Genomic DNA, 25,436 nt, shown 5'->3' with positions numbered 1-25,436 from the left:
TACGCATTGGCCACAGCTTCATTCGTTACGTTATTTCAACTTTAACTTTTTTATAAGAGAATTCCAGCACTGTCCGTTAGGCTAAAGCCATAACTTTGAGATATACGATGTTTTTCAACTAAAATTCTAAATAATTTGATATTAAAATTACTCTTAGCGGTGTAAAGAAATCTTTTCTTGCACTTTTTTTGACCGTGTCGGCGGCGGGATACAGCCAATACTGTATGCCACCTGTCAGTGATTGTTCGGACGGGGACCAAATCCAGAATGTTTCATTCGCGGGAATCAACAACGACAGCGGCTGCGATAGCGCAGAAGGTTATTCGGACTTCACTGCCGGGACCGCAGCAAGCGTGGTATCAGGATCTACTTATACGCTCTCGGTAACCGTTGGAGACGGCGGTGACGAAGTGGTAGGCGCGTATATCGATTTCAACCAAAACCAGCTGTTCGAAGAGACCGAATTCTTTTACGTCGGCACGACTCCGAGCGGCACGTTGACTACTTCGATCGCGATACCGGCGTCTGCTCTTGCCGGTTCCACCCGTATGCGTATCAGGACGTTTTACAACATTTGGGGCGATGATCCCGAGACGCTTTACCTCGATTTCGGCGATGGCTCTTGTGTCGACGTCACGGGCTTGGACGAATTCGGCGAGCCGTCCTATTCGGAAACCGAAGATTACACTATCAATGTAACCGCTGGAACGCCATGCGACGGAACTCCGACGATCTCGGATGCAACCGCTACAGAAACCTCGGTTTGCGGTTCGACGACCTTTACTGTAAGCGCCAGTGTGTCCGGAACGTCGATCGGTTTTTCTTACCAATTGCAATCTTCTACTGATGGAGGAGAGACCTGGAATGACGTCGGGGACGCCCAATCTACCGGAGTTTTCGAAGTTACCGGTCAAGCAGCTGCGACTTCCTATCGCGTAACGGTAACGTGTACTGACAGTGGCCTCAGTGCTTCGTCCACTCCAATCAGTGTCGCCCAAAATGACGGCGCGGACTGCCTTTGTACTTCAAACGAAAGCAATCCTTTCGACTGTAATGATGGCGACTTGATTTTGAATGTGACCATCGGTTCAATCAACAATGATTCGGAATGTGGCGATACTGATTACGGCTACAGTGATTTCACGGGAACAATTGCCGCATTGGAAGCAGAAGCTGGTGAGTCTTATCCGATTTCCGTCACTACAGGCAACGGCTTTTCGTCGGAATCGGTAGGCGTGTGGATCGATTACAACCAAGATTATATCTTCAGTGAAGACGAGTTTACCTATATCGGGACCGGAAACGCTACCGACGGATACGTGGTAACGGGAAATATTGCCATCCCGACAACCGCCTTGGACGGACCTACAAGAATGAGGGTTGTCGTGGCGGCAGCAGTAGCGGCGAACTTTACATGGGAATACGCTTGCGGCCCGCTTGATCCTGAATCCTTTTTTGGAGAGATGGAAGATTACCTCATCAATGTCACAAACGACCTTGCAACAGGAGAATTCGATAAAGGAATCGTTGGGATCTACCCGAACCCTGCCCAGGACGTCCTGAATATCGAAGTAGCCTCCGGAGCGACGCTGAACACAGTAGAAATCTACAATGTTACAGGACAAAAAGTAATGCAACAGACATTTGTCGCAAACGCTCAGAACACTATGAACGTCCAGACCCTTGCGGCGGGAGTTTACATCGTGAAATTGGCAACTGACCAAGGAACTTCGAGCCAGCGCCTTGTCAAGAAATAAATTTATCTTTTAGTTTTTTTTCCAGACCGTCCCTTTTACCGAGGGGCGGTTTTTTTTTCTCGCAAGTCACGCGCTGCCGCATTGGACATATCTGTTAGGTGGTCTCATCGCAATAAAATGTTAAGGATTTGTCATTTTGCACTACGTCGCCGCCTAAAACACCTAACTTTAAGTGAATAACAAAAACACAAATCATGAAAAAATTACTTCTTCTCGCCATGCTTACCGTTGCCGGAGCGGGATATTCCCAAACGGATACCGACCTTTGCCAGCAGGCGCAATCGGCCCAAAAGACTGGAGATTTCGCGACCGCCATGAGAACTGCCGGACGTGCTTTGGCCAAAAATCCGGATGCTCCATGCCGTCGTACCCGCGTCGAGGCTGCGATGCAGATGGAACCGTCGTCGGCTCACTACCTCACTGCGATTACCGATTTGGAATACCTCATGCGCAAGGGCGACAATGCCGAACCGACCGTCAAAATGATGGGTGATGCAGAAGCCGGACTGGCAAAACTTCACTTCGACAACAAGAACTTTGGCGAAGCTTCGAAACACTATCAAAAAGCGAAAGACGCCTACACCCGTGCAAAGGGTATGAGCAACAGTGCGAACTACGACGCACAGATCGCCAATGCGGACAATCAGCTCAAGCAGGCATCGGCACAAAAAAAATGAGTAGCGCAATGCTGTAAACAATGGGAGAGGAGCGAAAGTTCCTGCTCCCTTTTTTAATCGTATACCATGAAATTAGAAGGCAAGATTGCGTTTGTGACCGGTGCCGATTCCGGAATAGGGCAGGCAATAGCGTTGGCGTTCGCTTCGGAAGGGGCGGATGTCGCGATTTGCTATCATACCGATCGCAAAGGGATATTGGAAACGGAAACGATCGTCAAAAAAACTGGTCGTCGGGCACTCGTTCTAAAGATTGACGTGTCCAAGGAAAAACAGGTCGAAAACGCTTTAGACAAAGTTGTTGCAACCTTCGGAAAAGTAGACATCATCGTCAATAATGCTGCCGTGAACGGCTCGAATGTGGCATTGGCCGATATGAAATTGGAGCAATTCGACACAGTGATGAAGACCAACCTTTACAGCGTGTTTTTCGCTACGCGCTGGCTCGCACGCAGAGCCGGATCGAGTCGCGGTTCGAAAATAATCAACATCTCTTCGATACACGAAGACATTGCCACACCGGGCAATACCGATTATAACTCGAGCAAAGGCGCCTTGCGGATGTTCACGCGTTCCATGGCACTAGAGTTGGCGCCATTCGGAATCACGGTCAACAATATCGCGCCAGGCATGATCCTGACACCGATGAACCAATTGGCAGTGGATAGCAAATCGATTCGAGAAGAAAAGTCCGGGAACATTCCGCTGCATCGCCCGGGCGAACCCATTGAAATTGCCAGGCTGGCAGTGTTTCTGGCGTCAACCGACTCAGACTATGTTACCGGAACGACCTATACGATCGATGGCGGACTTTCGCTTCGCCTCGGCCACGGCGCCTAACTTATGTAAACCAAAAACAAAATGCCAGAAGGTCCTACGCTAAAAATACTTCACGAAGAAACCGCCCATTTCGAAGGGCATAAGGTGCTTGAAGCTATCGGAAATGCGAAAATCGACATCGACAGGCTTAACGGCAAGAAAGTAATTTCGCTCAAAACCTGGGGAAAACATTTCCTGATGTCGTTCGATGGATTTTATGTGCGTGTCCACTTTTTGATGTTCGGATCCTATTCGGTAGACCATCGAAAAGAAAAACGACTGATCAGGCTCGGGCTCCGGTTTTCAAACGGGGAGCTCAACTTTTACGCATCGCACGTAAAGCTTGTCGAAGGAACGATTTCCGAAGATTACGATTTCACAGCCGACGTCATGAATGCAAAGTGGGATGAGAACAAAGCGCGAAAAAAGCTGCGTGTCGCTCCCGAAAACATGATTTGCGATGCGCTGCTCGACCAGGAAATCTTCGCAGGCATCGGAAATATCATCAAATGCGAAGTGTTGTATCGCGCGCGCATCCATCCGGAATCGCAAACTGGCAAGATTCCATCTGCCAAAAAGAAAAAATTACTTGAGGAGGTCGTGGCTTATGCCCAGGAATTTCTCCGCCTTAAAAAGAAGGGCCAGCTCAAGCGCAACTGGCAAGTTTACACGAAGAAGAAGTGTGAACGTTGCGATTTGCCGATTGTCAAAAAGGAAACAGGCAAGGGAAAGCGGAGAAGCTTTTTCTGTACGAATTGCCAGATCAAGTATTGATTACCAAAGACAAATCTTGACGCGCTTGCCAATCTTCACCTGCTGGGGTAGATCGAGCGCCTCGAAAAGCACGCCTAACGCGACGGTACTCGAGACATCGAACGCATCATAAGGCCCTTGTGGCGATAAACCGGTAGGGCAGGGCTGGGAAAAATCGAAAAACGTCTGGTAGTTTCGGCCTGGCTTCATCCACGAATCGTAAATATCATAGCTGCGGTAACCACCGAGTCCATCTGCAAAATAAAGTGTGTTTTTCTTCAACAGATCCGCACTACGCCCGAACTGTTGTTCCGGCAGCCTGAAATTGGCATAGGCGTCGCCTTTCTGAGCAAGATTGGTAAAGTTCGGCATCAGATTGGGTTGCACTATTACCAATTCGTCGGGAGTTTCGATTTTTGGAGCCGTGTGAAAAACCGTTTCGATTTCCTGTGCGAATCCCGTCTGCGCGAGCGCCGCAGCGACAAGAAGTACAAACCTTCTCATAATGCTGATTTTGACTAAAGTTAAAAAAATTAGCGATCATTGGCTACATTTGTGCAAACCTATTTTATGAAGCGTCCGGCCCATCTCAAGAAAGGCGATACCGTCTATTTGCTGAACATTGCGCGAAAAGGCGTTTACAATACCGAATTCGTTACGCGCACATTCGACGATTGGGGACTGCGGACAATTGTCGGGGAAACGATTTCCGATGGCGGTTTTTGCCAATTTTCGGCGAGTTCGGAAGTTCGCCTGCGCGATCTCCAAAACGCATTGGACGACGATCGCATCAAGGCAATTTTTTTCCTCCGTGGCGGTTACGGAACCGTACAAATTCTCGACAAACTAAATTTTTCCAGGTTTACGGATCATCCGAAATGGCTTGTCGGATTCAGCGACATCACCTACCTGCATGCCCACATCAATCGGAATTTCGGCATAGAAACCCTTCATGGAACGATGCTTTTCGGATTCCAGACGGCAAGCCCCGCCGATCTCCGGAGCATGCGAAAATTGCTCTTTGAGCCGACTTCTGAATTTACGTTCGGCGGCCTCGAAAACCACAAAATTGCCGACGTGAAAGGTGAGATTGTCGGCGGGAACCTTTCAATTTTACATACCGTAATCGGTACGCGTTCGGATTTGGAGACATACGGGAAAATACTGTTCATCGAAGATACATACGAAAACCTCATGAGTATCGAACGGATGCTTTATGCGATGAAACGGTCGGGCAAATTCGACAAACTCAAGGCGCTTTTGGTCGGCGATTTCATCATTCCGATAAAGGACAATGAGACGAGCAATTGCATGGTAGCTGAATTTCCGGAACCCGACGAACACACAATTGAAAAGGCCTTTAGAATTATGTTGCTCAATTTCTTTGCCGAATACGATTTCCCGATTGTTTTCGGATTGCCGATCGGACACCGGCCGGACCGGAACATTGCGCTCAATTTCGGGCGAACGGCCAACCTGGCCATGACCGACATGGAATTGACGCTCGAATACAAAATATAAAAAAAGCCGCCTAATAAGGCAGCTCTAGCAATTTACAGGTACTGGGATATCTTAGATAACGGTAACGTTTACTGCGCTTGGTCCTCTTTTTCCCTGTTGTACTTCGTAAGTAACTTTGTCGTTCTCACGAACACGGCCATTTAATCCTGTAACGTGTACGAACAGGTCAGCACCTCCATCTCTTGGGGTGATGAATCCGAAACCTTTGGTCTCGTTGAAAAATTTGATGGTTCCTTCGTTCATTTTAAATGAAATAACTGGTTATGTGCCAAAGGTAAAATTTAATTATTGCAGGCAAAATATTTTTTTAAGATTTTTTTAAAAATACTTCAGAATTTGCACGAATGCCTGCCCTTATTGCGATTGGCGTGCATTCATCCAAGTTAAGGCTGTCCAATTCCGGTTTTTGGATTGTTCGTTCGATACCAAACGGTCCGGAAGTCAAGAGGCGAAACGACGATATCTTGAAAGGGCGATGCAAAAAACCGACATCGGCCGCGCTGCGTTATTCAATTCTTACTGTACTTATTTCGGTATTCCACGGGAGTCAAACCCGTTATCCGCTTGAAGACTTCCCGGAACGATTTGGTATCGGTATAGCCGACATCGAACATGACTTCGTTGACATTCTTGAGCGAGGCCTCGAAGGTCCGTTTGGCCGACTCGATGCGCACGCGCTGTATGTATTCGCTCACGGTGTTGTTGGTCGCACTCTTGAAACGCCTCTCGAAACTGCGGCGGCTTACGTTGACCTTATCGGCAAGGACATCGATGGTGATGCGATCGATGAAATTTTCCTCTATGAAATGCTGGGCTCTGAGGATCTCATTGTCGCGATGATCCTTTTGTGCGCGGAATATCGTAAAGGCATTTTGGTTGTCGCGGTCGATATCGATAGCGAAATATTTGGCTGCAAGGATCGCGATGTCACGGCTCGTGTGCTTTTCCAACACGTAGAGCAGCATATTCCAGATGGAGTTCGCGCCTCCGCTGCTGTAAATACGGCCTTCATCCGTAATTATCGCCCCGTCTACGACCTCGACGTTCGGGAATCGTTTTCGAAAATCGTCGCAATAGGCCCAATGCGTCGAGCAACGCTTGCCATCGATGAGCCCGGTATCGGCAAGTAAGTAAGCACCCAGGCATAACGAAGCGACTTCGGCACCGCCTTCGTGCATACTTACGATCCATTCGATGGCGTCCTTGTTGAGTTGCAAGGCGTGGTCGAGATCCCCGTACAGTGCCGGAATGATGACCATATCGGTGCGTTTTACATCAGAAAGCAGCCTGGAGGTTGCAATCGTGTATTCGCCATCCTGGGCCTGAATGTGACGCTCGAGCCCAACGAATTCCACGTCGAAAAACGCCTCCTTTCCCGAAGCTTCCAGAAAGCGATTGGCGGTGTTGAACAAGCGGTAGGCGGGTGTCACGGCTTCCATGACCGCGCTTTTGGGAACGTAGATCGATATTTTTTTCATGCTGATCGCCATCGGATTTACACAAATATAGCGAAATCCGGTGTCGCGATCTACCCTTGAACGTGTCGCAAAAACACAGTGCGCACTCAATATGATTGGCCGAATTTAGCATCATGCAAACCACTGCGATGACGTTGCGTCCTATGATTGCCTTTAGCGGAAATTGCCGACAAGCGATGGAGTTCTATCGCGAATGCTTTGGCGGAACGCTCGACGTGCAAGGTTTATCTGATGATGTGAAAAGCCAACTTCCCGAAAACATGCGCGATATCGTGTTACGCGCCAAACTGACGACTTCCTTCTTCACGCTCCTGGCTTCTGATTTAGGGCAAACCACTGCGCCGGGACGTATCGCGTTGGTTCTGGAGAGCGGCGATCGGGAAATACGCAAACGCGTCTTCAGGAAGTTGTCGGGAACGGAAACGGCAGATCCGGAGCCAGGCGAAACAGCGGCGACGATCGACCCGTTTGGTGTCGAGTGGTTGTTCAACTTCTGACGGATTAAAACGTGACTAGACTTTTACAAGTGATGCGTGTACGAATGCCCTGACGCCCGAGATCGTGCGTACGTGGAGCCACGCATTGTGCTGGCCGAGCAAGGTCACGGTTTGTCCCGGTGCCGCTTCGCCTATCTTTTCGAAACTTGTCGCGGGCCCGAGTCGCAAAGTTGCTCTTGCTTCCCGGATACGCAATGCCGTCGTATCGAAACGTCTTGCGTAGTCCTGCTGTCCGATTTCCTGGGTGCGGAAGATAAAAGGCAACGGATTCACGGCACCCATGGCTGAGTAGATCCCGAAGTGCAAATGATGGGCGCCACCTTTGGCGTTTCCGGTATTGCCGACAAAGCCGACCGTATCGCCGGTTTTGACCGAATTTCCGCTTTCGACGGCAATTTTATCGAGATGTGCGTAATATATCGATTTCCCGAAAATACTCGTTCGCAGCCAAACCTGTTTGCCGCCGATCCCATATTCGCCGGCACGCGTGATCGTTCCGTCAGATACGGCAATCACGGGTGTTCCTTTTTTGGCAAAGATGTCGACGCCTTCATGGCTGCGTTTGCCTCCGTCGCGGACGGCTCCCCAAAAACTCTGGATGGCCGCATTGCCTTTTCCGGCGACAGGAAACGCATACATCGGCTTTTTGTTGAGGCTGATGAAAAAATTTCCGGTGGCTCCGGCCTCGGCCTGGACGATCACCTTGAAAATGCCTGAAAACACCGCTGCTGCTTCGAGCTTAGTTGCTCCGGGTTGCGATTTGGCCAGGGATCGATACGTGTTTCCGTCGCTTTGCAAAATGTCGATAAACAGGCGCTGCGCCGTGTTTTCCTGGGCAATCTCTACCTGGAGTACCTGGCCCTCTTCCAAACCAACATTGTAGCTGTACACAACATCGAGTTCCGGCTGGAAGCGGCCTTTCTCTCCATACGGAAGAGGGACGCTAAGACTGTCCGAAAACGCAGATTCGTAAGCAGCCTGCCATGACACGCGCCGTTTTTCATCGGAGAGGTCACGTAAGTAAACTTTTCGGGCGTCAGGACTCACTATCGCATCTGTAAGGCGCGTAATCCCGGAACATCCACAAACAAAAACGGCTATGGCCGCCAAGACGGTGTAGGTTAAAACGTTCTTTTTCACAGGGCGTCGTTGCGCAGTAATTGTGCCAGAAAATCCCCGAATTTCCTCAAAACGATCTATTAACCGGATTTTGGGATTTGTCGAACAAAGCGTAACTTTCCAATAAAAAGTTATGGAAGTAGTGCAGGGCGATATCACGAAGTTCGTTGCCGACGCCATCGTAAACGCAGCCAATACTTCACTTTTGGGAGGAGGAGGAGGAGTAGACGGCGCAATTCACCGGGCGGGCGGGCCAGAGATACTCAATGCCTGCCGCGATATCGTCGCGCGACAGGGCGGCTGCAAAACAGGAGAGGCCGTAATCACCACAGCGGGCAGGCTACCGGCAAAATTCGTGATCCACACCGTTGGCCCGGTTTGGAACGGCGGGCATCGAAACGAGGCATCAAAGCTGGCGAGCTGCTACCGAAAGTCATTGGAACTGGCCCTTGAAAACGGCTGCAAAAGCGTGGCGTTCCCGAATATCAGTACGGGAATCTATGGTTATCCGAAGGCCGAGGCCGCCAAGATTTCTGTAGATGCGGTTCGGGAATTCCTCTCGACAGGGGAACGTGAGATCAGTGTAACTTTCGTCTGTTTCGACAAGGAGAACGAAATGCTGCTTAAGGCATTGCTCAAGGTGTAATTGCTATATTTACATCGGAAAAACACCATCGCCATGCTCATCAGCATCGAGACCGACAACGAGACGCTTCTCGACATCGCCCAAACGCCTTTCGTCGGTACATTCGTCATCGTACTTTTGGTGTTCGCCCCGTTTTTAGCCTTGCTGATCGTCAATGCACTACTCGGATTTGGCCTCGAAAAACACTTAGGAAACGCGAGCATGGCCATCTCCGGAATCTGGACGGCTTACCTGATGTACAAACGAAGAACGACCATTTGTTTCGTCTTCATTCCGGTCTGGATCATGTTGCTGCTTTTCGGACTTGAAAACATTGTGGTCAGTTATTGGTTCTGACTATCCGATTCCCACTTTAAATCATTTGTGCGTGAAACCGCAGGATGGTGGAGACCGATCCAGGAAATGCAAATCGGCTCCGTTTTTTGCGACACATTGACGGATCGCGGTTGTATCCTGGCCGTAAACCGTGCCCGGCAAATTAATCGGACGTGTCGCTGAACTTCCTGAAAATCGTCGTGGCGGTGTGTCCGCCAAATCCGAAGGTATTGTTCATGACGAATTCCTGGCTTGTTTTTACGGAATTTCCCGTCACGATTTGGAGGCCTTGGGGCGCATTGGCATCGAGATTTTCAAGGTTTATGGTGGCCGGGACGATTCCGGTATTGACCGACAATGCGCTGATGATGCTTTCGATCGCGCCCGCCGCACCAAGCAAGTGTCCCGTCATCGATTTGGTTGCGGTTATCAGTACGGGATGATCGCCAAAAACAGATTGGACGGCGTTGAGTTCGCTCAGGTCGCCTTGTGGTGTCGAGGTGGCATGGGCATTTACGCTTCCGATCTTATTGGCTGCGATTCCCGCATCTTTCAACGCTTTTTCCATTCCGAGCCTGGCGCCGTGCCCGTCCGCCGGCGTTCCCGTGAGATGATAGGCATCGGCGGCCATTCCGCCTCCTGCAATCTCGGCATAAATTTTCGCGCCCCTGGCTTTTGCGTGCTCCAGTTCCTCGAGTACCAATGCTCCGGCTCCTTCGCCGGCCACGAATCCGTCGCGGTCGCGGTCGAACGGGCGTGAGGCTTTCTCAGGATTTTCGTTGTTTTTGGAGAGCGCCTGCGATGCCCCGAAGCCTCCGATAGACGATTTGGTGATCGCCGCTTCAGAACCGCCGGTTACCATGATCTCGGCTTTTCCCATCCGAATCGTGTCAAAGGCGCTGATGATGGCCGTGTTCGATGAGGCGCAGGCCGAAACCGTCGCATAATTCGGGCCGTAAAACCGATGCCGGATCGAAATAACGCCGGCGGCAATGTCCACGATCATCTTTGGTATGAAAAAAGGATTGAAGCGTGGCGTTCCATCTCCTTCATAAAATTCTTCAAGTTGTTGCTCGAATGTCGAAATCCCTCCATTACCGGATGCCCAAATCACGCCGATCTCGGCACGTTGGGCATCGGTAAGCGCTCCAAGATCGAGGCCGCTGTCTGCAAGTGCTTCGTCCGACGCTGCCACCGCGTATTGGGTGAACAGGTCGTATTTTCTGATTTCCTTGCGTTCGAAATAGCGTTCGGCGTCGAAATTCCTGACTTCGTGCGCGAATCTCGTCTTGAAAAGGGAAGCATCGAATTTGGTTATGGGGCCGGCACCGCTTTTTCCTTTTATGATATTCTGCCAGAATTCGGCAACGGAATTCCCAAGGGGCGTGATGGCGCCCAAACCTGTAATGACGACTCGTTTCATTTTGGATGTGTTTTTAGTAAGTTCGTATAGCCTTTTGCGAGCAATCTTGACTTGTCCGCCGTCCACAACTCGCATTGTGCGTTTACGACGGTTTTCCCTTTTTTGTTGACCGACGTGACCGCAACCACGACGTCCGCGACTTTGGCGGAAGCGAAATAATCGACGGCGAGATTGATCGATACATAGAAAAAAGGTTCTTCAAACGCAATCAGTGTCGCTCCGATGGCGTCGTCCATAATCGCGGCGATCACGCCTCCGTGAAGCGTACCGAACGGATTGGTCATTTCCGGGCGCACGGTGTAGGCAAATTCGAGGTGGCCTTTTTCGACGAGGCGCATCTCGGGCCGCAGCCAGTTCATGAATGCCGAAGGTGAGGCCGTCACTTCCAAGCCGATCTGTCCGCGCAGAAATTCAAATGCTCCCGGTTCCATCAGTTATTGATTGCGGCCATGGCAGCTTCAGGAGAGGAAAGATAGAGTTGGTAGAGGTCCGCGGTCATACCCGGGTGGATTTCGAAAAGGTCGTGCTCCATTCCGCTTACGAGCGCTTGTGCGACATCTTTTGGATCCATTCCTTTTTCGCCTCCGATCGCCTTTGAAAATTCCGTGTTGACCAACGGCGGCATGAGTTCGAACACTTTGACATCCTCGTTGCTGGCAGCCAAGGTATGACGTAACACCCGGGTGTAGGAGTGGAGCGCGGCCTTGCTTGCCGAGTATGTCGGAAGGTGCACTGTCGGAACGAAGCCCACGATCGATGAAACGTTCGCGATCGCGGCCGGACCATTCTTGCGCAGCAGCGGCAGCAATTTTTCCGTAAGGCGCGCCACCGATAGATAGTTCGTCAGGATTTCGTCGCCGGCCTTGTCAAAAGTGTCGGCGCCATCATCAGTAAGGCGGTAATATTGAGCCGTCCCGGCATTGTTGATAAGTATGTTGAGCGAAGGGAAGTTGATGTTCAACGTCTGGACGAGTCGGTTCACATCATGGGCATCGGTGATATCGGCGTGGATGTAATTGGCGCTTTTGAGTGCAGCGACGGCATTTTCCAGTTTGGCTTTGTTCCTGCCGGTAATGATGACTTTATTGCCTTGCCCGGTCAGTAATTTGGCGAGTTCGAAGCCTATTCCGGAACCTCCGCCGGTAATCAGGATTGTGTTTTTTGAAATTTTCATATGTAAATCGCTTTTTATACCGTTCGGTATATTTTGGTTTAAAAAAAATTAGAGTGTTTCGATGAAGTGTGTCAGATGGGATGTAATCATCTGCATATGTACCTCTTTCTCAGTTAGTTTTGCGATCATCGTTCCGCCTTCGATGAGTGCGAGTATTGTAAAGGCAGCCGATTCCGCGTTGACGGAAGATTCGAACTCACCTTTTTCTTTTCCCAGTTCAATTAGGTTCGCGATGGACTGTTTCCAATTCAAAAACGCTTTCCTCGCCTGGGCTTTGAGTGCGGGATGCGTGTCGTCCGATTCTACTGAAGTGTTCAACACCGGGCAGCCGCCTTCGATGAAATTACCGGTAAAAAAAGCGTCGTACGTCTTTGGGTAAACCAATAGTTTTTCCCTGTATCCGTTTACTTGGCTCATTTCTGATTCAAAAAAAGCCGACATCTTCCCAACATTGTGCTTGAAGGCTTCGAGCGCCACTTCGTCTTTGTTCGCAAAGTTCCCGTAAATGCTGCCTTTGGTCAGTCCGGTGGCTCGCGTCAAGTCTTGCATCGAGGTTCCGGCGTACCCGAATTTATTAAAAATTGGCGCGCTTTTCTCGATAATGAATTGCCTCGTGACTTCCGCTTTTCCCATTGGTCAGTTTTCTGACGCAAATTTATACCAATTGGTATATTCTGGTTGGGTTTTGTCATTGTTTTTTTCTATGACGAAATCGGCGGTCGATTTTTGCAAATGTGAATTTCCTATTTTTGAAAGAAAACATGAAATTCCCGATGCCAGACTTTATCTTGGTTGCGTGTACTTTGGCGACCGTCCTTTCCGGAGGTGTGTTTTTCAGCTGGGCCGTCACAGTGGTTCCCGGACTGTCAAAACTTTCTGACGCCCATTATCTTTCGGCTATGCAGTCGATGAATCGCGAGATACAAAATCCTGTTTTTTTCGCTGTTTTTTTTGGTGCGGCAATTCTACTTCCGATATCTGCTTACCAACAATATGGCAATCCGATATTCTGGTGGATCGTCCCGGCCTCCGTGTTTTATTGGACAGGCGTGATGGGCGTAACGGTTTTCGCGAACGTGCCGCTCAACAACATGCTCGACGCCCAGGATCTTTCTTCCCAAAATCTTAAAACGCTCAGGGATGCTTTCGAGGCCGCCTGGAACCGTTGGAATATCATCCGGGCTATTGCGTCGGTTGCAACGATCGGGCTGCTTATCGTCGGCTTGACCAAAAAATGAAAGACAGTGCAACTAACTTTGCATCGGAATCGGCTATTTTCCCAACCTGTTGTATCGCTTTAAAACATCCTTAAGTTTATCCTTTGGAATTTCGTAGATAATATTGCCGTTGTAGCCTTCCATGGTTTCGGCCGCCATCAGGGCGTTTATGATGGACTCTTCGGTCGCCAGCGCCGCCGAACGGTAAACGGGATCGAGCAACTCTTTCGGAAGCGCCGTCCAGGTTTGTAAAGTCCCTTTGTCATTCGTTTTGGGAGCCGCAGTGCTGAAGGCCAGAAAAATGTCGCCCGAACTGTTATATCCAAACCCGCCCGTCCGCGCTACACCTATGGATGCACGCTTGGCCATCTGCTTGAGCTGGGACGGCAAAAGCGGCGCATCGGTAGCGAGAATCACGATGATGGAACCGTCCTTTTCTTTTTGGCTGTTGAATTTCGGCATCGCTTCGGTGATTTCCTTCCCGACCGGAACGCCTGAAATCAGCAGGTCTTTGCGTCCTCCGAAATTTCCCTGTACGAAGGCGCCTACGGTGTATTCCTTTCCGTCGATCTTGAAAACGCGGGAAGAAGTGCCGCTTCCGCCTTTGAAATGGAACAGTGACATTCCGGTCCCGCCTCCTACGTTTCCTTCTGCGACCTGGCCTGACGCGGCATTGTCCAACGCTTCGAAAACGTCCTCTTTCTTTATGTGAAGGCCATTTATGTCGTTGAGCATGCCATCGAAAGTTTCGGCCGAGACTGGCAATCCGAACGAAAAATCGACGAGTTCGCCTTTTGAAAACTTTCTGGAGCTCCATTCGCCAATAGCATCGCGTACCACGCCGACGCTGTTCGTGTTGGTAATCCCGATAGGGCCGTAACCCAATCCGTACTCGTCGATCACGGTCGTTCCCGTCATCTCTCCGTCTCCGTTGAGGCTAAAATATCCGGCAGGATAAGCTGAATTGTCGTTTTGACCGGTCGGAAGAATCACGGTTACACCCGTTCTCACGGCCTTTTTGCCGCTTCCCGAAATGTTCGTCTTATACCCGACGAGTACGCCGGAAACATCGGTAATGGCATTGTAAGTCCCGGGTTTTCCGTCGAAAGATATCCCAAAGTCGCGGGCGCGTTCTTTTTTTTGTGCCTGTACGACCAACATCCCCATGAGGACAACGGCCAGAAAAGATGTGATTTTCATTTTAGAGTGATTGATGATGACTCTAAGTAACGAAAATCGCCGAAATGTTACAAGTTCATTCCAACTCGATGCAGTCGAAGCCTTTTCGGTTCAAAATGCCGATCACATAAACCGAAACCGGGGATTCGCTGTCGATGCGCAATATTTTGTCGCGGTCTTCGAGATCGAAATTCCACTGACTGATATTGCGTAGCCCATCGAGATACGGACGCAACAAAAGTGCCTTCTTTTGGGATGTGACCGAGGTTTTGAATACGGAAATGATGCGATTTTTCATAGGATTATTTTGATGACGGAAGATTATACGAAAGCCCGAATGACAAATAGCCCGTGGCATCCTGATGGGCCGACAGTATGTAGTCGTTGGTATTGACGGCCCGCTCGGAGACGCGCATATTGAACATGTTGGCGATTCCGGTCTTGGCGTAGGCGACAAATCCGTTAGCGATGCTATGTTCGTAGGTCAGTCCCGATCGCAATTCGAGTTGGCGAAAATCGTAGACGTCGGCATAACCGGGATTGTCGGCATACATATAAAAGCCGTCTCCGGACAATTCGGTCCCGATTGAAACGCGCCCATCGGAAAACACAGGGCGTTTGAGCATAAGCCGCTGAGGCAAAATCAGGTCGAGCGACCAAGCCGAATTTTTGAACTTGTGATCGACGGTAAAAACCGGAGCCGCCGGAACCGGAGAGGCCGGATCGAGCAAGATCACAAATCCCAGGCCGATTACCGTGCGCTCGGTGCGCTTGAGCAATAAAGTGGCGCCAATGGTTCCCTTGAGCCGCTCTACTTCTCTTTGGGAACCGTCGGCGGTCAAGGCGGCGATATAGATGATGGGCTTCTTGAATAAACTTGCGTAATACATCGCGCCTATCGTGGCTCCGATGTAGTGATAGCCTTCGTTTTGTGAGAACGGCCCGAGGGCGTCCGATACTATTTCCGGATTGTCGATATTGAAACTTTCGTAACGGTAATCTACATTAGCCGACAGGTTCCAGCGCTGTTTCCGTAAAAGCGTGAAATTCATCGCGGCTTTCCATTGCTGGTGATCGGTGATGCGGCCCCGGACGTATTTTTGGTCGAACAATTCAGATTCGAAATCAGACGGTGCGTACGCCCGGTATTGCAAGTCGAACGTGCGCGTGCGCGGGAACTTGTCGGTTATAATTTTGCGTACCGAATCCTGGACTTGCTGTTTTTCCTGGGCAGTCGCGCATAGGCATAGCAAGCCCATGAGCATTGAAAAATGCGTTTTCATGATCGATGATGTTAAAGGTTAAAGCAGCGTATTGTTGTTCCCGAGGTACAGTTTTAGGAATTCTTTTCGGTACACTTCCCCAATCGGCACTTCGACAGTCTCTAGGTTCACGCTGTGGTTGTCGAATGCCGTGATGTGTTTGGTGTTGACGATATACGATTTGCTTACGCGGACGAAATCGCCCGGCGGAAGCAGTCTTGAAATCGTGCGAAGGTTCATGGCCGTGATCAGCTTGCCGCTTCTGCAATGGATCACCACATAGTCTTTCAGGCCTTCGACAAAGCGGATGTCATCGAACGCAATCTTGTGGAATTTCCTGTCGGATTTCACCAGGATGAATTCCTCCGAAGCGCTTTCCACGGTCGTCTTGCTGTCTTTCCCGACAAGGAGTTCGTGATACGAAAACGCTTTTTTCACCGCTTTTTCGAGACGTTCCTTCAAAATAGGCTTGACGATATAGTCCACGGCGTCCACGTCATAACTCTCAAGCGCATATTCGGAAAAAGCCGTCGTAAAAATCACAAGCGTTTCCTCAGGAATCATCCCCGCCAATTCGAGTCCCGTCAATCCTGGCATCTGAATGTCAAGAAATACCAGATCGACGGTATTTTCCCTTATGAAGTCCAGCGCTTTTTTGGCGCTCCCGAAACTTCCCGCGACGGAAAGCGCATCAATTTCCCCAAGCAAAAGCAACATGCCTTCGCGCGCCAGCGGTTCGTCGTCTACGATGATGCAGTTCATATCGGGATGGTCAGGGTTAGTTCGTATTGCGTTTTCGATTCGGAAATGCGCAAGTCGTAGGTTTCTCCGTAAAGCAGTTCGAGGCGTCGTTTGGCGTTCGTCAGTCCGAGGCCACCTTGATTCTCCTGTCGTTTTTCTAATGGTTTCGTGTTTTTGCACTTAAAGAACAGGTGCGTATCGGAAATCGTAAAATGCACGTCAATAGAACTAGGATGTTCCGAGTCTGCGCTGTGTTTGATCGCGTTCTCCACAAAACTGATGAACAGGTTAGGCGGAAGCATAAGATTGTCCGCTTTTTCGAGATCGGGAATGGTATTGTCTACATCGAGCGAAAACGTAAAATCGTCACGGCGCATTTTTTCGAGCGCGAGCAAATCCTGCAAAAAATGGATTTCGGGCTTCAGCAGCACTGCCTGGGCGTTGTTTTCGTACAACTGGTAGCGCAAAAAGTCCGATAATTTGTGCACCGTGGCAATGGCCTGGTCGGGATTTTTACGGATCAGCACATTGACATTGTTGAGCATGTTAAACAAAAAATGCGGGTTGACCTGGTTGCGAAGTTCGCGCAGCTCCATCTGTAGCGAATGGGTTTCGAGTTCGGATATGCGTTTGGTATCGCGCGCCCATCTTTGGAAAAGTTTGATCGATGTGGAAGCGAATACCATCAGCACAATCATGTGGATCGCGATGAAATATTGATGCATCGCGCCCCGGAGTTCGGAAGTGCGCCCGCTTCTGGTAAACGAGTAGCCGTCGAGATATAAATCCGAAAGGAAAGCAAGCGAGAGGTAACCGCCGATGATCACCACGAAAAGCGAAAAAAGATAGGTCAGGTATTTTTCCTTGTAGAGCAACCGCGGGATCAGCACATACATGTTCAGGTAGAACATCGAAAGAAAATAGGCGTTCCATATCACGCTTTTGGCGATGGCCAGCGGTTGGCCCGAATCTTCGCCGAAGCGCGAGATGACGAACGTTCCCAACATATAGCACCACACGATGAAATGCCGCCAGAAACGAAAGCGGCCCTCGATCAGAAAGTCGATGAAACGGTTTTGGGAACAGGATTTTGCGAAGCAGGCGTCCATGGTTTACGGTTTGCGTTGCGAAGTAAACACAATTGGCAAATTTAGGTTCGGGAATTATACCAAACCACGTTTTTTTTCTACCAAATCACAAATACCGAAGCCAGCCGCTGGAACGAGAGGCCTTGTGAGCCGCATATCGCTTACACGGAAGATAGAGCAGGGCCACGACCGCAATCCAAATGACATATACCCAAACCAAAGACACGCCGCTCTGCATAGCGACGGGCCGGCCGAAGCGCATTCCGGTGAAGTCCATCCGCTCTAGCGGAACGCCCTGGACAAACAGCAGCGAGAGGAGCGCGATATGGATGACGTACCAGTGGACCAGATAATAAAACAGCGGCACTTTCCCGAACGTTCGGAACACCGAGGTCACGCTTCCGTTGGCTTTTTCGGCCAGCCAGAGCAGCACGAACATCACGCCTAAAGTGAGCAGGCAAAACGACAGCGTCGGCGGATATTTCGTCACGTTCAAAAACGACATTGCGGTAAAAACAACGTCTTTTTGTAACGACCAAGCTGCGATATCACCAATGTCAAAAAACCGCAACAGCACAAAGGCCGCCAGCAAAGCCGAGCCGATACCAAGCAAACGACTTTGGTAACCTGGATTGGTAAACAGTCTCGCAGTGCCGAAACCCAGGAACAGGATGGCCGTCCAGGACAAAATCGGGTAGGCGTAAACCAGGGAGTGCGAACCCAGGGCAAAGAAATTCGGGAAAAAAAGCAGGCCGATCGAGGTCTTCAGCGGGCCTTCCGGAACGGGAACAAACGGCAGAATTGTCTGAATCAAAATCAGGCTGAAGCCGATAGAGGCGATTATTCCCGGCGAAAGTCTCAGGCAGAAACCCAGCAAGATGAACCCGAACCCAATGGCTGCAATCACCTGGAACAAAAAGGTGTGGAACCCAACGTCGAACCAGATACCGAACGTGACGACGGTAAATTCAAGCAGAAGGAGCCAGAGGCCGCGCTTGATCAAAAAAAGGCGGTTGGCCCGGATATCACCGGTTTTTTTCAGTGATAAGAAAGCGGATGTGCCCGCGAGGAAAACGAACGTGGGCGCACAAAAATGCGTGAAAAAGCGCGTAAAGAAAATGGCCGGGCTCGTTGTGGCGAGATCGGTAGGGTTTTGATCGAGACCCGGGATGTGGAACAGGTCGCGCGTGTGGTCGAGCGCCATGACGACCATGGCCAACCCACGCACGACGTCGATGCTTTCCACGCGCTTCACGTCACTGCACGTTTTTGAAAAACGCGGGAGCATTGCCGTAGATAGGTGTTTTTCCGTCCCATTTCTCGATGAATTGCTGTTGGATCAACAAAGGGTTGAGCGACTGCTTGCGCAATTCGTTGGCTTTTGCCTCGGCTTCGGCCTGGACGATCAGTTTTCGCGCCTGGGCCTGGGAAACCTTGAGTTCGTTCTCGACGCGCATGGCTTGCTGGACGGCGGCATTCTTGGCGTTGATCGCTTCGGTAATGGTTTCCGGATATTGGATGCCCGAGGTCATCTGCTCGAGGATGAAACCTTCTTTCTTGAGCAATTGGCCCATGTTGGTCTGGATGGAGTTCTCGAATTTTTCGCGATTGGATATGATGCTGTCGGTCGAATATTTGTTGAATTCTATGCGGAAAGCATCCTTGATGTAATTGAACAATGTCGTTTCTGTGATCTCCCGAATGTCCTTGCGGTACTTTTTGAAGATGACCGGGCTTTGTCCGTCGCGTACTTTGAACGACAGCGTCGGATCTACGGTAAAGACCGAGCCGTCTTTCGCATTCACGGTAAAAGCGGTGTAATTGATGGTCTGCACATACGTCGGAAATTCGTACACATTTTCGGTAAACGGATTGTACCAGACGCGTCCGGTGACGAGACTTACATCCTGGACGCCTTTGTCACTTCCGTAAAGTTTGACCAGGATACCTTCGTAACCCGCGTCGATGCGCTCATTGCACGAATTGAACGAAATCAGGATAAAGATAAAAACGCCCAAAGCGGCGATGGCGTAAAATAGTCTTCTATTCATCTGAGAAAAGTTTTTAACAGGAATTGTATGAGTTTGAGCAATATGAACAAACCGGCGCTCGCCAGCAGTATCCCAATCAGCAGCGAGGTGTCGGACGGTGCGCTGATCAGGTTGAAGGCTTCGGTAAACAGCCAAAATAGAAAAGCCACCACCAAGGGAACGGCTACGACGGCGTAGATTTTTTTGTTGGTCATTTGGTGTTCGGTTGTTTCAAAAGTAGGGATTTGCGTCTCATCTGACGAATAAAATCCTAACTTTAAACCTAAATCGAACCAACTTATGGACAGACGTCTTTTTATCAAACGCACGGGCCAGTTCGGATTGGCCACGTCGCTTTCACATCTTGTATTACCTGTGATCCTGGGCGACGATATGGATTGGCTGACTCCCGATACCAAGCCTTTCTTCAAACTTTCGCTCGCGCAATGGTCGCTTCACAATGCCTTTAATAGCAAGGTATTGCCTACTATGGAATTCGCAAAGGTCGCCAAAGAATTCGGATTTGAAGGCCTGGAGTACGTGAGCTCGTTTTATTTGCCGGAAAAAGGGAAGGAATCGGAATTGGTCAGGACCGTATCCGAACTCAAAAAACGAAGCGACGATCACGGTCTTGAAAACGTACTCATCATGGTGGACGAAGGCGACCTTTCCACCGCCGACAATGCAGTAAGGCAAGCGACCATCGATGCCCATCACAAATGGATCGACGCGGCCGCGGGCTTAGGCTGTCACTCCATCCGCGTGAACCTGTTTGGAGGGGAAACGGAGAAAACGCCCCAGGTCTGGATGGAAAAATCGGCGGAAAGTTTGCGCAAACTGTGCGAAACTGCGGCTAAGAGCAAGATCAATGTGATCGTGGAAAACCATCAGTTGCTGTCTTCGGATGCAGCCAAAGTGGCCAAAATAATCCAAAACGTCAATATGAAGAATTGCGGAACCTTACCGGATTTTGGGAATTTCTGCCTCAAACGCGAAGGAAGCGAGCGCTTTTCTGGCAAATGTATCGAGGAATACGATAGGTATAAAGGCATGCAGGAATTGTTGCCGTTCGCAAAAGGCGTCAGTGCGAAGTCGTATGATTTCAATATGGCGGGAGAGGAAACCACGATCGACTATAAAAAGATGTTGCAATTGGTCAAGGCTTCAGGTTATAGAGGATTCATCGGCGTCGAATACGAAGGGACGCGGTTAAGTGAAGTCGATGGCCTGATGGCGACAAAGGCGTTGTTGCTGAAGCATGCGAATGTTTAGTGAGGTTTTCCGATAGCAATTTTGAAACGTTTGGAAGTTTCGTCAGATAATAGCTACATAATCAATTGAATATAAAGCCGCCACCACCCACCCGTAAAGCTAAACGTAATTCAAATATCCGCCATACAGAAAAAATGTACAAAATCTTAAAAATCGCATTTATAACACAAATCCAAAATCCAGTACACCAACTGCCAACTGCCAACTTCCAACCTTAAACTTTAAACCTCCCACTGACCAATTCAACTCATCATTTTCCCAAAGCAGATACGACCCATATACGTAAATTCGTCCAACATTCTAAACAAATCAAACTATTATGACAACAATTGCAAAAGCATACGCAGCCCAGAGCGCCAAGACGCCGCTTGCACCATGGGAATTCGAAAGGCGCGACCTGAACCCGCACGATGTGCAGTTCGATATCCTATATTGTGGCGTTTGCCATTCGGATCTTCACCAGGCGCGAGGCGAATGGGGCAACGAGGTGTTTCCGATGGTTCCGGGTCACGAAATCGTAGGCCGCGTGGTCGCAGTAGGAAGCAGCGTCAAGAAGTTCAAAGTCGGGGATCTGGCCGGGACAGGTTGCCTTGTCGACTCGTGCCGCGAGTGCAACAGCTGCCAGCACGGTTTGGAGCAGTTCTGCGAAAACGGCCCGTCGTTTACCTATAACGGATACGAACAGGATAAAAAAACGCTTACCCAAGGCGGATATTCCAACACAATCGTCGTGCACGAAGACTTTACGCTGCGCATTTCCGACAAGCTCGACCTGGCCGCGACCGCACCGTTGCTCTGTGCCGGAATCACCACCTACTCGCCGCTGCGCCAATGGAAAGTGGGCAAGGGCCAAAAAGTCGCCGTTGTCGGTCTTGGCGGATTGGGCCATATGGGCGTGAAGTTCGCGGTAGCTTTCGGGGCAGAAGTGACGGTGATGAGTACGTCCCCGAACAAAGAAGAAGACGCCAAAAAACTGGGCGCCCACAAGTTTGTCGTGACCAAAGACGCCGAGCAGATGAAGTCGGTTGCCGGATATTTTGATTTTATACTCGATACCGTATCGGCTCCCCACGATCTCAACGCTTACCTCGGGTTATTGAAGCCGAAAGGCGTCATGGTTTGTGTCGGAATCCCGCCGACGCCTTATCAATTGCACGCATTCAGTTTGGTCGCCGGAAGCAAGGTGCTCGCCGGTTCCATGATCGGCGGATTGGCCGAAACCCAGGAAATGCTCGACTTTTGCGCCGACCACAACGTCGTTTCCGAGATCGAGATGATCGACATCAAAGACATAGAGAATGCATTCGAGCGCATGGCCAAAGGGGATGTTAGGTATCGTTTTGTGATTGATATGGGGACGTTGTAGGTTTAAAGTTTAAGGTTTAAGGTTTAAAGTTTTAGGTTTAAAGTTTAAGTTAAGGTTCCAATCTTCGGCAGTGTTCGGGGATTGGATTTTTTTTTGCGGATTTGGAGGGACCGAACCATAAAAAAAACGCAGTTAGGTGCAGTCGAGTGGCGCTACCGCAGGTCGTGTTGGTGGACTTACTTTGCGGAATTCTTTTGCACCCGCTGCGCTGTCGGGGGCGCTACCGCGGGTCGCTTGCTGGCGTTTTATAGTTTTTATGATACTTAATCTTTTGCGCCAGCTGCGCTGTCGAGTTTCGCTACCGCGGGTCGCCTGCCGGCGGGGCCGACTTTTTCCTCGCAGAAAAAGTAGCAAAAATGCGGGAGCGGCGGGACCGCTCGGCGACCTGACAGTTCCTCATTTCGGAAATGAAAAGAACTCGCCTTAGGGTTTTGTCATGGTTTCGAAACCGTGTAGGCTCAGACAGCTTTTCATTTCTGCGAAATTTCGGAACCTCAGGGGCCCGCCTGCGTGGTTAAACGCCGCGACTAAGCGGAATGGGCTTGTTGTTTATCCTCCGCTGCGCTGCGGATAAAGGGCCTCCGCATGAAGTTATGAGGATAAAGATAGCGTACAGTTTTTAGAAGGACTTTTTGGACTTCTGACAATCGTCTCTCGGTTTTTGTAACCGCAATCGTGGTTTTTCTGTGATCGTCGTCGGTATCAAATTCGTGTTGAAGTTTCTAGTACGAAAATCTTGAAATCCATTTTTTCGTATTGTTGTCCTGAATACTTGCAGAGGAAGCCCGATGCCCATTTCGTGTCAAAATGAATTCGAAAAAAAAATTGACACAGCTTTTGTGTCAATTTTAATTTTGCAACGGTTTTGACACAAACTAACGACCGAAACTTTCAAACTCCAGTGTGTGCCGATTTGTGTAAAATGTTAATATTATAGTGAAGTGTAGTCAAAATTCACTATAATACTACGATCGTATCGAAATTTAATTAAATGATTATGTTTTTAATAAATTTTCTGCCGAAGGTTTCTTCATTCGAGCAAACCGATAACTTAGTCCACACGAAAACAAACGGCCTAACCATCCGACTCTAAGAAATCTGAATTTATTGCCGACGGGCCACCAACCCGTCTAAAATGTTTACATCCAAATGTCAACGATAAATAAACAAATTTCGCTTCATGAAACTTTTTCGCAACTCGCGGATCTTGCTACTATTGCTCGGTCTGCTTCTGTCGCCTTCCGCGCTTTCCCAAGATATTCAATGGGAGAAATCGTACGGAGGCAAACATGCTGATTATCTTTTCGACGCCGTACCAACGGCTGATTATGGCTTTATCCTCGCCGGAAGTTCGCTTTCAGATAAAACCGGTAATAAGACGTCTGTCAACAAAGGCAACCTGGATTATTGGGTCTGGAAGATGGACGAGCACGGAGAATTGGTTTGGCAAAAATCTTTTGGCGGATCGGGCATCGACTTGCTGCAAAGCATCAAACTGACCACCGATGGCGGATTCTTGCTCGCGGGAACATCCAACAGCCCTAAAAGCGACGACAAAAAAGAAGACTGCAAAGGCGACAACGACTATTGGGTGATCAAGCTCGATGCAGGTGGAGGCGAACAATGGCAACGTACAATCGGCGGATTTGGTTCGGACGTGCTGATTAGTGCCATACAAACAAAGGACGGTGGCGTTCTTTTGGGCGGCACTTCATCATCCGACGCGAATGGCGACAAATCAGCCAAATCAAAAGGCGCGACAGACATTTGGCTGGTACGCCTCGACAATTCGGGTATTATCAAATGGCAAAGAACCTATGGGGGACGCCATGAAGACGAACTCCGCAGCATGATCCAATCGGTTGACGGCGGTTTCCTTTTGGGAGCGTATTCTTTTTCTTCGGAATCCGGGGACAAGATTTCAAAATGTAACGGTGCAGGCGATTTCTGGATATTAAAACTTGACGATGCAGGCGAAATGGTTTGGCAGAAAACCTATGGAGGGGCAAAAGACGACCAGTTAAAAGTCGTGATCCAAACGTCGGATGGCCATTATATTGCAGCTGGCAACTCCGTTTCGGGTTCCGGCTTCAGCAAAGCGACGTCGAGCCGCCACGGGAGCGACTTTTGGGTAATAAAAATGGATGTGGACGGAAACGGTCTTTGGCAGGAATCGTACAACTTTGGCAAATACGACATCCTGACTTCTGTCATCGAAAATAACGACGGAACGTTGCTTATTGGCGGACACGCCAAATCCGAGCCGAACCGCGCATCCGATCCTGAAGGAACCAACGACTACATTGCCTTGAAAATTAAAGCCGACGGCACCGAAATCTGGAACAAAACCTTTGGGAGCGACGGGGAGGACATCCTGTACAAGTTGATCGAAACTCGCGACGGCGGTTACCTACTTGCAGGCACGTCCAACCCACAGGCAGTCAAGACGAAGAAAAGGTCTAATAAAAATAAAGATAGCCTTTCCAATATTGGCGATGACGGCAATATGGCCATCGCCAATACCGCCCAACAAAATATGGACAGTTATGTAAACGATGCGCGCGATGCCGCAAACGATTATTACAAAGAACAATCCACTACCGTGACTGATGCGGCTAATGACGCAGTAGGCCAGAAGGAAGGCCCATTGAAATTTGGAGTAAACGCACCCGGAGATTTGTTGCAACAAGGCGATGCGGGAAACAGAAATTTATTCGGAGCCGGAAATGGACAAAACAGGAATTCCAACGATACGTCGGCTAAAAAATCGCCTGCGTCAAGACAAAAGGCAAATAATCTGGGGCGAAATGACTTTTGGGTCGTAAAACTTAAGGACAAAGATAAAAAGGAGAAAGCACGACGACACATCGAGGCGTTCCCGAATCCTGCTAATGACTTTACGAACGTTGTAGTGAGCTACGAGTTTGAAAAAGGAACGGCTACCATTTTTGATATCTCCGGCCGGCAACTCCAGTCGTTTCCTATTTCTGAACGCACCGTTCCAGTAAGCCTGAACGGTCTGCCAGAGGGCATATACATCGTCAACATCAAGACTAATAGATCTGACGATTCAGTTAAGGTGATGAAAACTATTAATAAGTAAAA

General features: G+C 49.5%; 28 protein-coding genes. 12 read left to right on the top strand and 16 right to left on the bottom strand.

What is annotated here, in order from left to right:
- The first annotated feature begins 224 nt into the window (after positions 1 to 224).
- The 4 genes from HC229_RS02430 (at position 225) to HC229_RS02415 (ending at position 4,024) form a co-directional block, all read left to right on the top strand.
- Positions 225 to 1,757 carry a T9SS type A sorting domain-containing protein gene (locus HC229_RS02430; RefSeq protein WP_191018841.1) on the top strand — a complete coding sequence of 511 codons (1,533 nt, stop codon included), beginning with the start codon at positions 225 to 227 and terminating at the stop codon, positions 1,755 to 1,757.
- 194 nt (positions 1,758 to 1,951) lie between these two features.
- Entirely contained in the window at positions 1,952 to 2,434 is a 483-nt protein-coding gene (locus HC229_RS02425) for a hypothetical protein (protein ID WP_191018840.1), read from the top strand.
- A gap of 66 nt (positions 2,435 to 2,500) precedes the next feature.
- Complete coding sequence (locus HC229_RS02420; RefSeq protein WP_191018839.1) at positions 2,501 to 3,271, top strand: SDR family NAD(P)-dependent oxidoreductase; 771 nt, start codon at positions 2,501 to 2,503, stop codon at positions 3,269 to 3,271.
- A gap of 21 nt (positions 3,272 to 3,292) precedes the next feature.
- Complete coding sequence (locus HC229_RS02415) at positions 3,293 to 4,024, top strand: DNA-formamidopyrimidine glycosylase family protein (protein WP_191018838.1); 732 nt, start codon at positions 3,293 to 3,295, stop codon at positions 4,022 to 4,024.
- On the opposite strand, the gene HC229_RS02410 is transcribed toward HC229_RS02415, so the two are convergent.
- Positions 4,025 to 4,507 carry a hypothetical protein gene (locus HC229_RS02410; RefSeq protein WP_191018837.1) on the bottom strand — a complete coding sequence of 161 codons (483 nt, stop codon included), beginning with the start codon at positions 4,505 to 4,507 and terminating at the stop codon, positions 4,025 to 4,027.
- A gap of 39 nt (positions 4,508 to 4,546) precedes the next feature.
- On the opposite strand from HC229_RS02410, the gene HC229_RS02405 reads away from it, so the two are divergent.
- A complete protein-coding gene (locus HC229_RS02405; protein WP_191018836.1) occupies positions 4,547 to 5,524 on the top strand; it encodes a S66 peptidase family protein in 978 nt (325 codons plus the stop codon).
- 51 nt (positions 5,525 to 5,575) lie between these two features.
- Here HC229_RS02405 and HC229_RS02400 read toward each other — a convergent pair whose 3' ends face one another.
- Together HC229_RS02400 and HC229_RS02395 are read right to left on the bottom strand one after the other, a co-directional pair.
- Positions 5,576 to 5,767, bottom strand: a complete 192-nt coding sequence (locus HC229_RS02400) for a cold-shock protein (RefSeq protein WP_191018835.1) — start codon at positions 5,765 to 5,767, stop codon at positions 5,576 to 5,578.
- 266 nt (positions 5,768 to 6,033) lie between these two features.
- Positions 6,034 to 7,002, bottom strand: coding sequence for a GlxA family transcriptional regulator (locus tag HC229_RS02395; RefSeq protein ID WP_191018834.1), 969 nt, complete (start codon positions 7,000 to 7,002; stop codon positions 6,034 to 6,036).
- Positions 7,003 to 7,115: 113 nt separating this feature from the next.
- Here HC229_RS02395 and HC229_RS02390 point away from each other — a divergent pair, with 113 nt between their 5' ends.
- Positions 7,116 to 7,499: a VOC family protein gene (locus HC229_RS02390; protein WP_191018833.1), complete on the top strand. Its 384-nt coding sequence runs from the start codon at positions 7,116 to 7,118 to the stop codon at positions 7,497 to 7,499.
- Between the two features lie 15 nt (positions 7,500 to 7,514).
- On the opposite strand, the gene HC229_RS16705 is transcribed toward HC229_RS02390, so the two are convergent.
- Positions 7,515 to 8,639, bottom strand: a complete 1,125-nt coding sequence (locus HC229_RS16705) for a peptidoglycan DD-metalloendopeptidase family protein (RefSeq protein ID WP_191018832.1) — start codon at positions 8,637 to 8,639, stop codon at positions 7,515 to 7,517.
- 112 nt (positions 8,640 to 8,751) lie between these two features.
- Between HC229_RS16705 and HC229_RS02380 the strand changes: the two genes are divergently transcribed.
- Both HC229_RS02380 and HC229_RS02375 read left to right on the top strand, forming a co-directional pair.
- On the top strand, positions 8,752 to 9,264 hold the full coding sequence (locus HC229_RS02380) for an O-acetyl-ADP-ribose deacetylase (RefSeq protein WP_191018831.1): 513 nt from the start codon (positions 8,752 to 8,754) through the stop codon (positions 9,262 to 9,264).
- Positions 9,265 to 9,297: 33 nt separating this feature from the next.
- Complete coding sequence (locus HC229_RS02375; protein WP_191018830.1) at positions 9,298 to 9,600, top strand: hypothetical protein; 303 nt, start codon at positions 9,298 to 9,300, stop codon at positions 9,598 to 9,600.
- Between the two features lie 142 nt (positions 9,601 to 9,742).
- Here the strand turns inward: HC229_RS02375 and fabF are convergent, their stop codons facing one another.
- From fabF to HC229_RS02355, 4 genes are read right to left on the bottom strand one after another with little or no spacing between them, the layout of a single operon-like run.
- Positions 9,743 to 11,002, bottom strand: a complete 1,260-nt coding sequence (gene fabF / locus HC229_RS02370) for a beta-ketoacyl-ACP synthase II (protein WP_191018829.1) — start codon at positions 11,000 to 11,002, stop codon at positions 9,743 to 9,745.
- Complete coding sequence (locus HC229_RS02365; protein ID WP_223845496.1) at positions 10,999 to 11,433, bottom strand: PaaI family thioesterase; 435 nt, start codon at positions 11,431 to 11,433, stop codon at positions 10,999 to 11,001. Before HC229_RS02365 ends, fabF begins: the two co-directional genes overlap by 4 nt.
- Complete coding sequence (locus tag HC229_RS02360; RefSeq protein ID WP_191018828.1) at positions 11,433 to 12,176, bottom strand: SDR family oxidoreductase; 744 nt, start codon at positions 12,174 to 12,176, stop codon at positions 11,433 to 11,435. The genes HC229_RS02365 and HC229_RS02360 overlap by 1 nt, the downstream gene beginning before the upstream one ends.
- A gap of 48 nt (positions 12,177 to 12,224) precedes the next feature.
- Positions 12,225 to 12,809, bottom strand: coding sequence for a TetR/AcrR family transcriptional regulator (locus tag HC229_RS02355; RefSeq protein ID WP_191018827.1), 585 nt, complete (start codon positions 12,807 to 12,809; stop codon positions 12,225 to 12,227).
- Between the two features lie 140 nt (positions 12,810 to 12,949).
- Here HC229_RS02355 and HC229_RS02350 point away from each other — a divergent pair, with 140 nt between their 5' ends.
- Complete coding sequence (locus tag HC229_RS02350) at positions 12,950 to 13,414, top strand: anthrone oxygenase family protein (RefSeq protein WP_191018826.1); 465 nt, start codon at positions 12,950 to 12,952, stop codon at positions 13,412 to 13,414.
- Between the two features lie 33 nt (positions 13,415 to 13,447).
- Here HC229_RS02350 and HC229_RS02345 read toward each other — a convergent pair whose 3' ends face one another.
- From HC229_RS02345 to HC229_RS02310, 8 genes are all read right to left on the bottom strand, one after another.
- On the bottom strand, positions 13,448 to 14,593 hold the full coding sequence (locus tag HC229_RS02345) for a DmpA family aminopeptidase (RefSeq protein ID WP_191018825.1): 1,146 nt from the start codon (positions 14,591 to 14,593) through the stop codon (positions 13,448 to 13,450).
- Positions 14,594 to 14,648: 55 nt separating this feature from the next.
- Positions 14,649 to 14,870, bottom strand: coding sequence for a hypothetical protein (locus HC229_RS02340; protein ID WP_191018824.1), 222 nt, complete (start codon positions 14,868 to 14,870; stop codon positions 14,649 to 14,651).
- A gap of 4 nt (positions 14,871 to 14,874) precedes the next feature.
- The gene (locus tag HC229_RS02335; RefSeq protein ID WP_191018823.1) at positions 14,875 to 15,855 is read right to left on the bottom strand and encodes a hypothetical protein; all 981 of its coding nucleotides are present in this window, start codon (positions 15,853 to 15,855) and stop codon (positions 14,875 to 14,877) included.
- Between the two features lie 18 nt (positions 15,856 to 15,873).
- Positions 15,874 to 16,596: a LytR/AlgR family response regulator transcription factor gene (locus HC229_RS02330; RefSeq protein ID WP_191018822.1), complete on the bottom strand. Its 723-nt coding sequence runs from the start codon at positions 16,594 to 16,596 to the stop codon at positions 15,874 to 15,876.
- Positions 16,593 to 17,684, bottom strand: a complete 1,092-nt coding sequence (locus HC229_RS02325) for a sensor histidine kinase (protein WP_191018821.1) — start codon at positions 17,682 to 17,684, stop codon at positions 16,593 to 16,595. Before HC229_RS02325 ends, HC229_RS02330 begins: the two co-directional genes overlap by 4 nt.
- Positions 17,685 to 17,769: 85 nt before the next feature.
- Positions 17,770 to 18,918, bottom strand: a complete 1,149-nt coding sequence (locus HC229_RS02320; RefSeq protein ID WP_191018820.1) for a DUF1624 domain-containing protein — start codon at positions 18,916 to 18,918, stop codon at positions 17,770 to 17,772.
- A 1-nt stretch (position 18,919) separates the two neighbouring features.
- Positions 18,920 to 19,714 (bottom strand): prohibitin family protein, encoded by a 795-nt coding sequence (locus HC229_RS02315; protein ID WP_191018819.1) that lies wholly within the window; start codon positions 19,712 to 19,714, stop codon positions 18,920 to 18,922.
- Entirely contained in the window at positions 19,711 to 19,908 is a 198-nt protein-coding gene (locus HC229_RS02310) for a hypothetical protein (RefSeq protein WP_191018818.1), read from the bottom strand. The genes HC229_RS02315 and HC229_RS02310 overlap by 4 nt, the downstream gene beginning before the upstream one ends.
- Positions 19,909 to 19,993: 85 nt before the next feature.
- On the opposite strand from HC229_RS02310, the gene HC229_RS02305 reads away from it, so the two are divergent.
- The 3 genes from HC229_RS02305 (at position 19,994) to HC229_RS02295 (ending at position 25,434) form a co-directional block, all read left to right on the top strand.
- Positions 19,994 to 20,965 (top strand): sugar phosphate isomerase/epimerase family protein, encoded by a 972-nt coding sequence (locus HC229_RS02305; RefSeq protein ID WP_191018817.1) that lies wholly within the window; start codon positions 19,994 to 19,996, stop codon positions 20,963 to 20,965.
- A 319-nt stretch (positions 20,966 to 21,284) separates the two neighbouring features.
- Entirely contained in the window at positions 21,285 to 22,331 is a 1,047-nt protein-coding gene (locus HC229_RS02300; RefSeq protein WP_191018816.1) for an NAD(P)-dependent alcohol dehydrogenase, read from the top strand.
- A 1,180-nt stretch (positions 22,332 to 23,511) separates the two neighbouring features.
- Positions 23,512 to 25,434: a T9SS type A sorting domain-containing protein gene (locus tag HC229_RS02295; RefSeq protein WP_191018815.1), complete on the top strand. Its 1,923-nt coding sequence runs from the start codon at positions 23,512 to 23,514 to the stop codon at positions 25,432 to 25,434.
- The last annotated feature ends 2 nt before the right edge of the window (positions 25,435 to 25,436 follow it).

The organism is Flavobacterium selenitireducens, assembly GCF_014748335.1.
GTDB lineage: Bacteria > Bacteroidota > Bacteroidia > Flavobacteriales > Flavobacteriaceae > Flavobacterium > Flavobacterium selenitireducens.
The sequence above is the reverse complement of the archived record's forward strand: the minus strand, read 5'-3'. Positions and strand labels throughout refer to the sequence as shown.

Coding starts and splice junctions, on each gene's coding strand:
- HC229_RS02430 (WP_191018841.1), top strand. CDS start 225: ATGCCACCTGTCAGTGATTGTTCGGACGGGGACCAAATCCAGAATGTT.
- fabF (WP_191018829.1), bottom strand. CDS start 11,002: ATGAAACGAGTCGTCATTACAGGTTTGGGCGCCATCACGCCCCTTGGG.
- HC229_RS02380 (WP_191018831.1), top strand. CDS start 8,752: ATGGAAGTAGTGCAGGGCGATATCACGAAGTTCGTTGCCGACGCCATC.
- HC229_RS02355 (WP_191018827.1), bottom strand. CDS start 12,809: ATGGGAAAAGCGGAAGTCACGAGGCAATTCATTATCGAGAAAAGCGCG.
- HC229_RS02335 (WP_191018823.1), bottom strand. CDS start 15,855: ATGAAAACGCATTTTTCAATGCTCATGGGCTTGCTATGCCTATGCGCG.
- HC229_RS02390 (WP_191018833.1), top strand. CDS start 7,116: ATGCAAACCACTGCGATGACGTTGCGTCCTATGATTGCCTTTAGCGGA.
- HC229_RS02340 (WP_191018824.1), bottom strand. CDS start 14,870: ATGAAAAATCGCATCATTTCCGTATTCAAAACCTCGGTCACATCCCAA.
- HC229_RS02345 (WP_191018825.1), bottom strand. CDS start 14,593: ATGAAAATCACATCTTTTCTGGCCGTTGTCCTCATGGGGATGTTGGTC.
- HC229_RS02295 (WP_191018815.1), top strand. CDS start 23,512: ATGAAACTTTTTCGCAACTCGCGGATCTTGCTACTATTGCTCGGTCTG.
- HC229_RS02305 (WP_191018817.1), top strand. CDS start 19,994: ATGGACAGACGTCTTTTTATCAAACGCACGGGCCAGTTCGGATTGGCC.
- HC229_RS02410 (WP_191018837.1), bottom strand. CDS start 4,507: ATGAGAAGGTTTGTACTTCTTGTCGCTGCGGCGCTCGCGCAGACGGGA.
- HC229_RS02315 (WP_191018819.1), bottom strand. CDS start 19,714: ATGAATAGAAGACTATTTTACGCCATCGCCGCTTTGGGCGTTTTTATC.
- HC229_RS02425 (WP_191018840.1), top strand. CDS start 1,952: ATGAAAAAATTACTTCTTCTCGCCATGCTTACCGTTGCCGGAGCGGGA.
- HC229_RS02415 (WP_191018838.1), top strand. CDS start 3,293: ATGCCAGAAGGTCCTACGCTAAAAATACTTCACGAAGAAACCGCCCAT.
- HC229_RS02420 (WP_191018839.1), top strand. CDS start 2,501: ATGAAATTAGAAGGCAAGATTGCGTTTGTGACCGGTGCCGATTCCGGA.
- HC229_RS02310 (WP_191018818.1), bottom strand. CDS start 19,908: ATGACCAACAAAAAAATCTACGCCGTCGTAGCCGTTCCCTTGGTGGTG.
- HC229_RS02325 (WP_191018821.1), bottom strand. CDS start 17,684: ATGGACGCCTGCTTCGCAAAATCCTGTTCCCAAAACCGTTTCATCGAC.
- HC229_RS02360 (WP_191018828.1), bottom strand. CDS start 12,176: ATGAAAATTTCAAAAAACACAATCCTGATTACCGGCGGAGGTTCCGGA.
- HC229_RS02375 (WP_191018830.1), top strand. CDS start 9,298: ATGCTCATCAGCATCGAGACCGACAACGAGACGCTTCTCGACATCGCC.
- HC229_RS02365 (WP_223845496.1), bottom strand. CDS start 11,433: ATGGAACCGGGAGCATTTGAATTTCTGCGCGGACAGATCGGCTTGGAA.
- HC229_RS02395 (WP_191018834.1), bottom strand. CDS start 7,002: ATGAAAAAAATATCGATCTACGTTCCCAAAAGCGCGGTCATGGAAGCC.
- HC229_RS02400 (WP_191018835.1), bottom strand. CDS start 5,767: ATGAACGAAGGAACCATCAAATTTTTCAACGAGACCAAAGGTTTCGGA.
- HC229_RS02330 (WP_191018822.1), bottom strand. CDS start 16,596: ATGAACTGCATCATCGTAGACGACGAACCGCTGGCGCGCGAAGGCATG.
- HC229_RS02300 (WP_191018816.1), top strand. CDS start 21,285: ATGACAACAATTGCAAAAGCATACGCAGCCCAGAGCGCCAAGACGCCG.
- HC229_RS02350 (WP_191018826.1), top strand. CDS start 12,950: ATGCCAGACTTTATCTTGGTTGCGTGTACTTTGGCGACCGTCCTTTCC.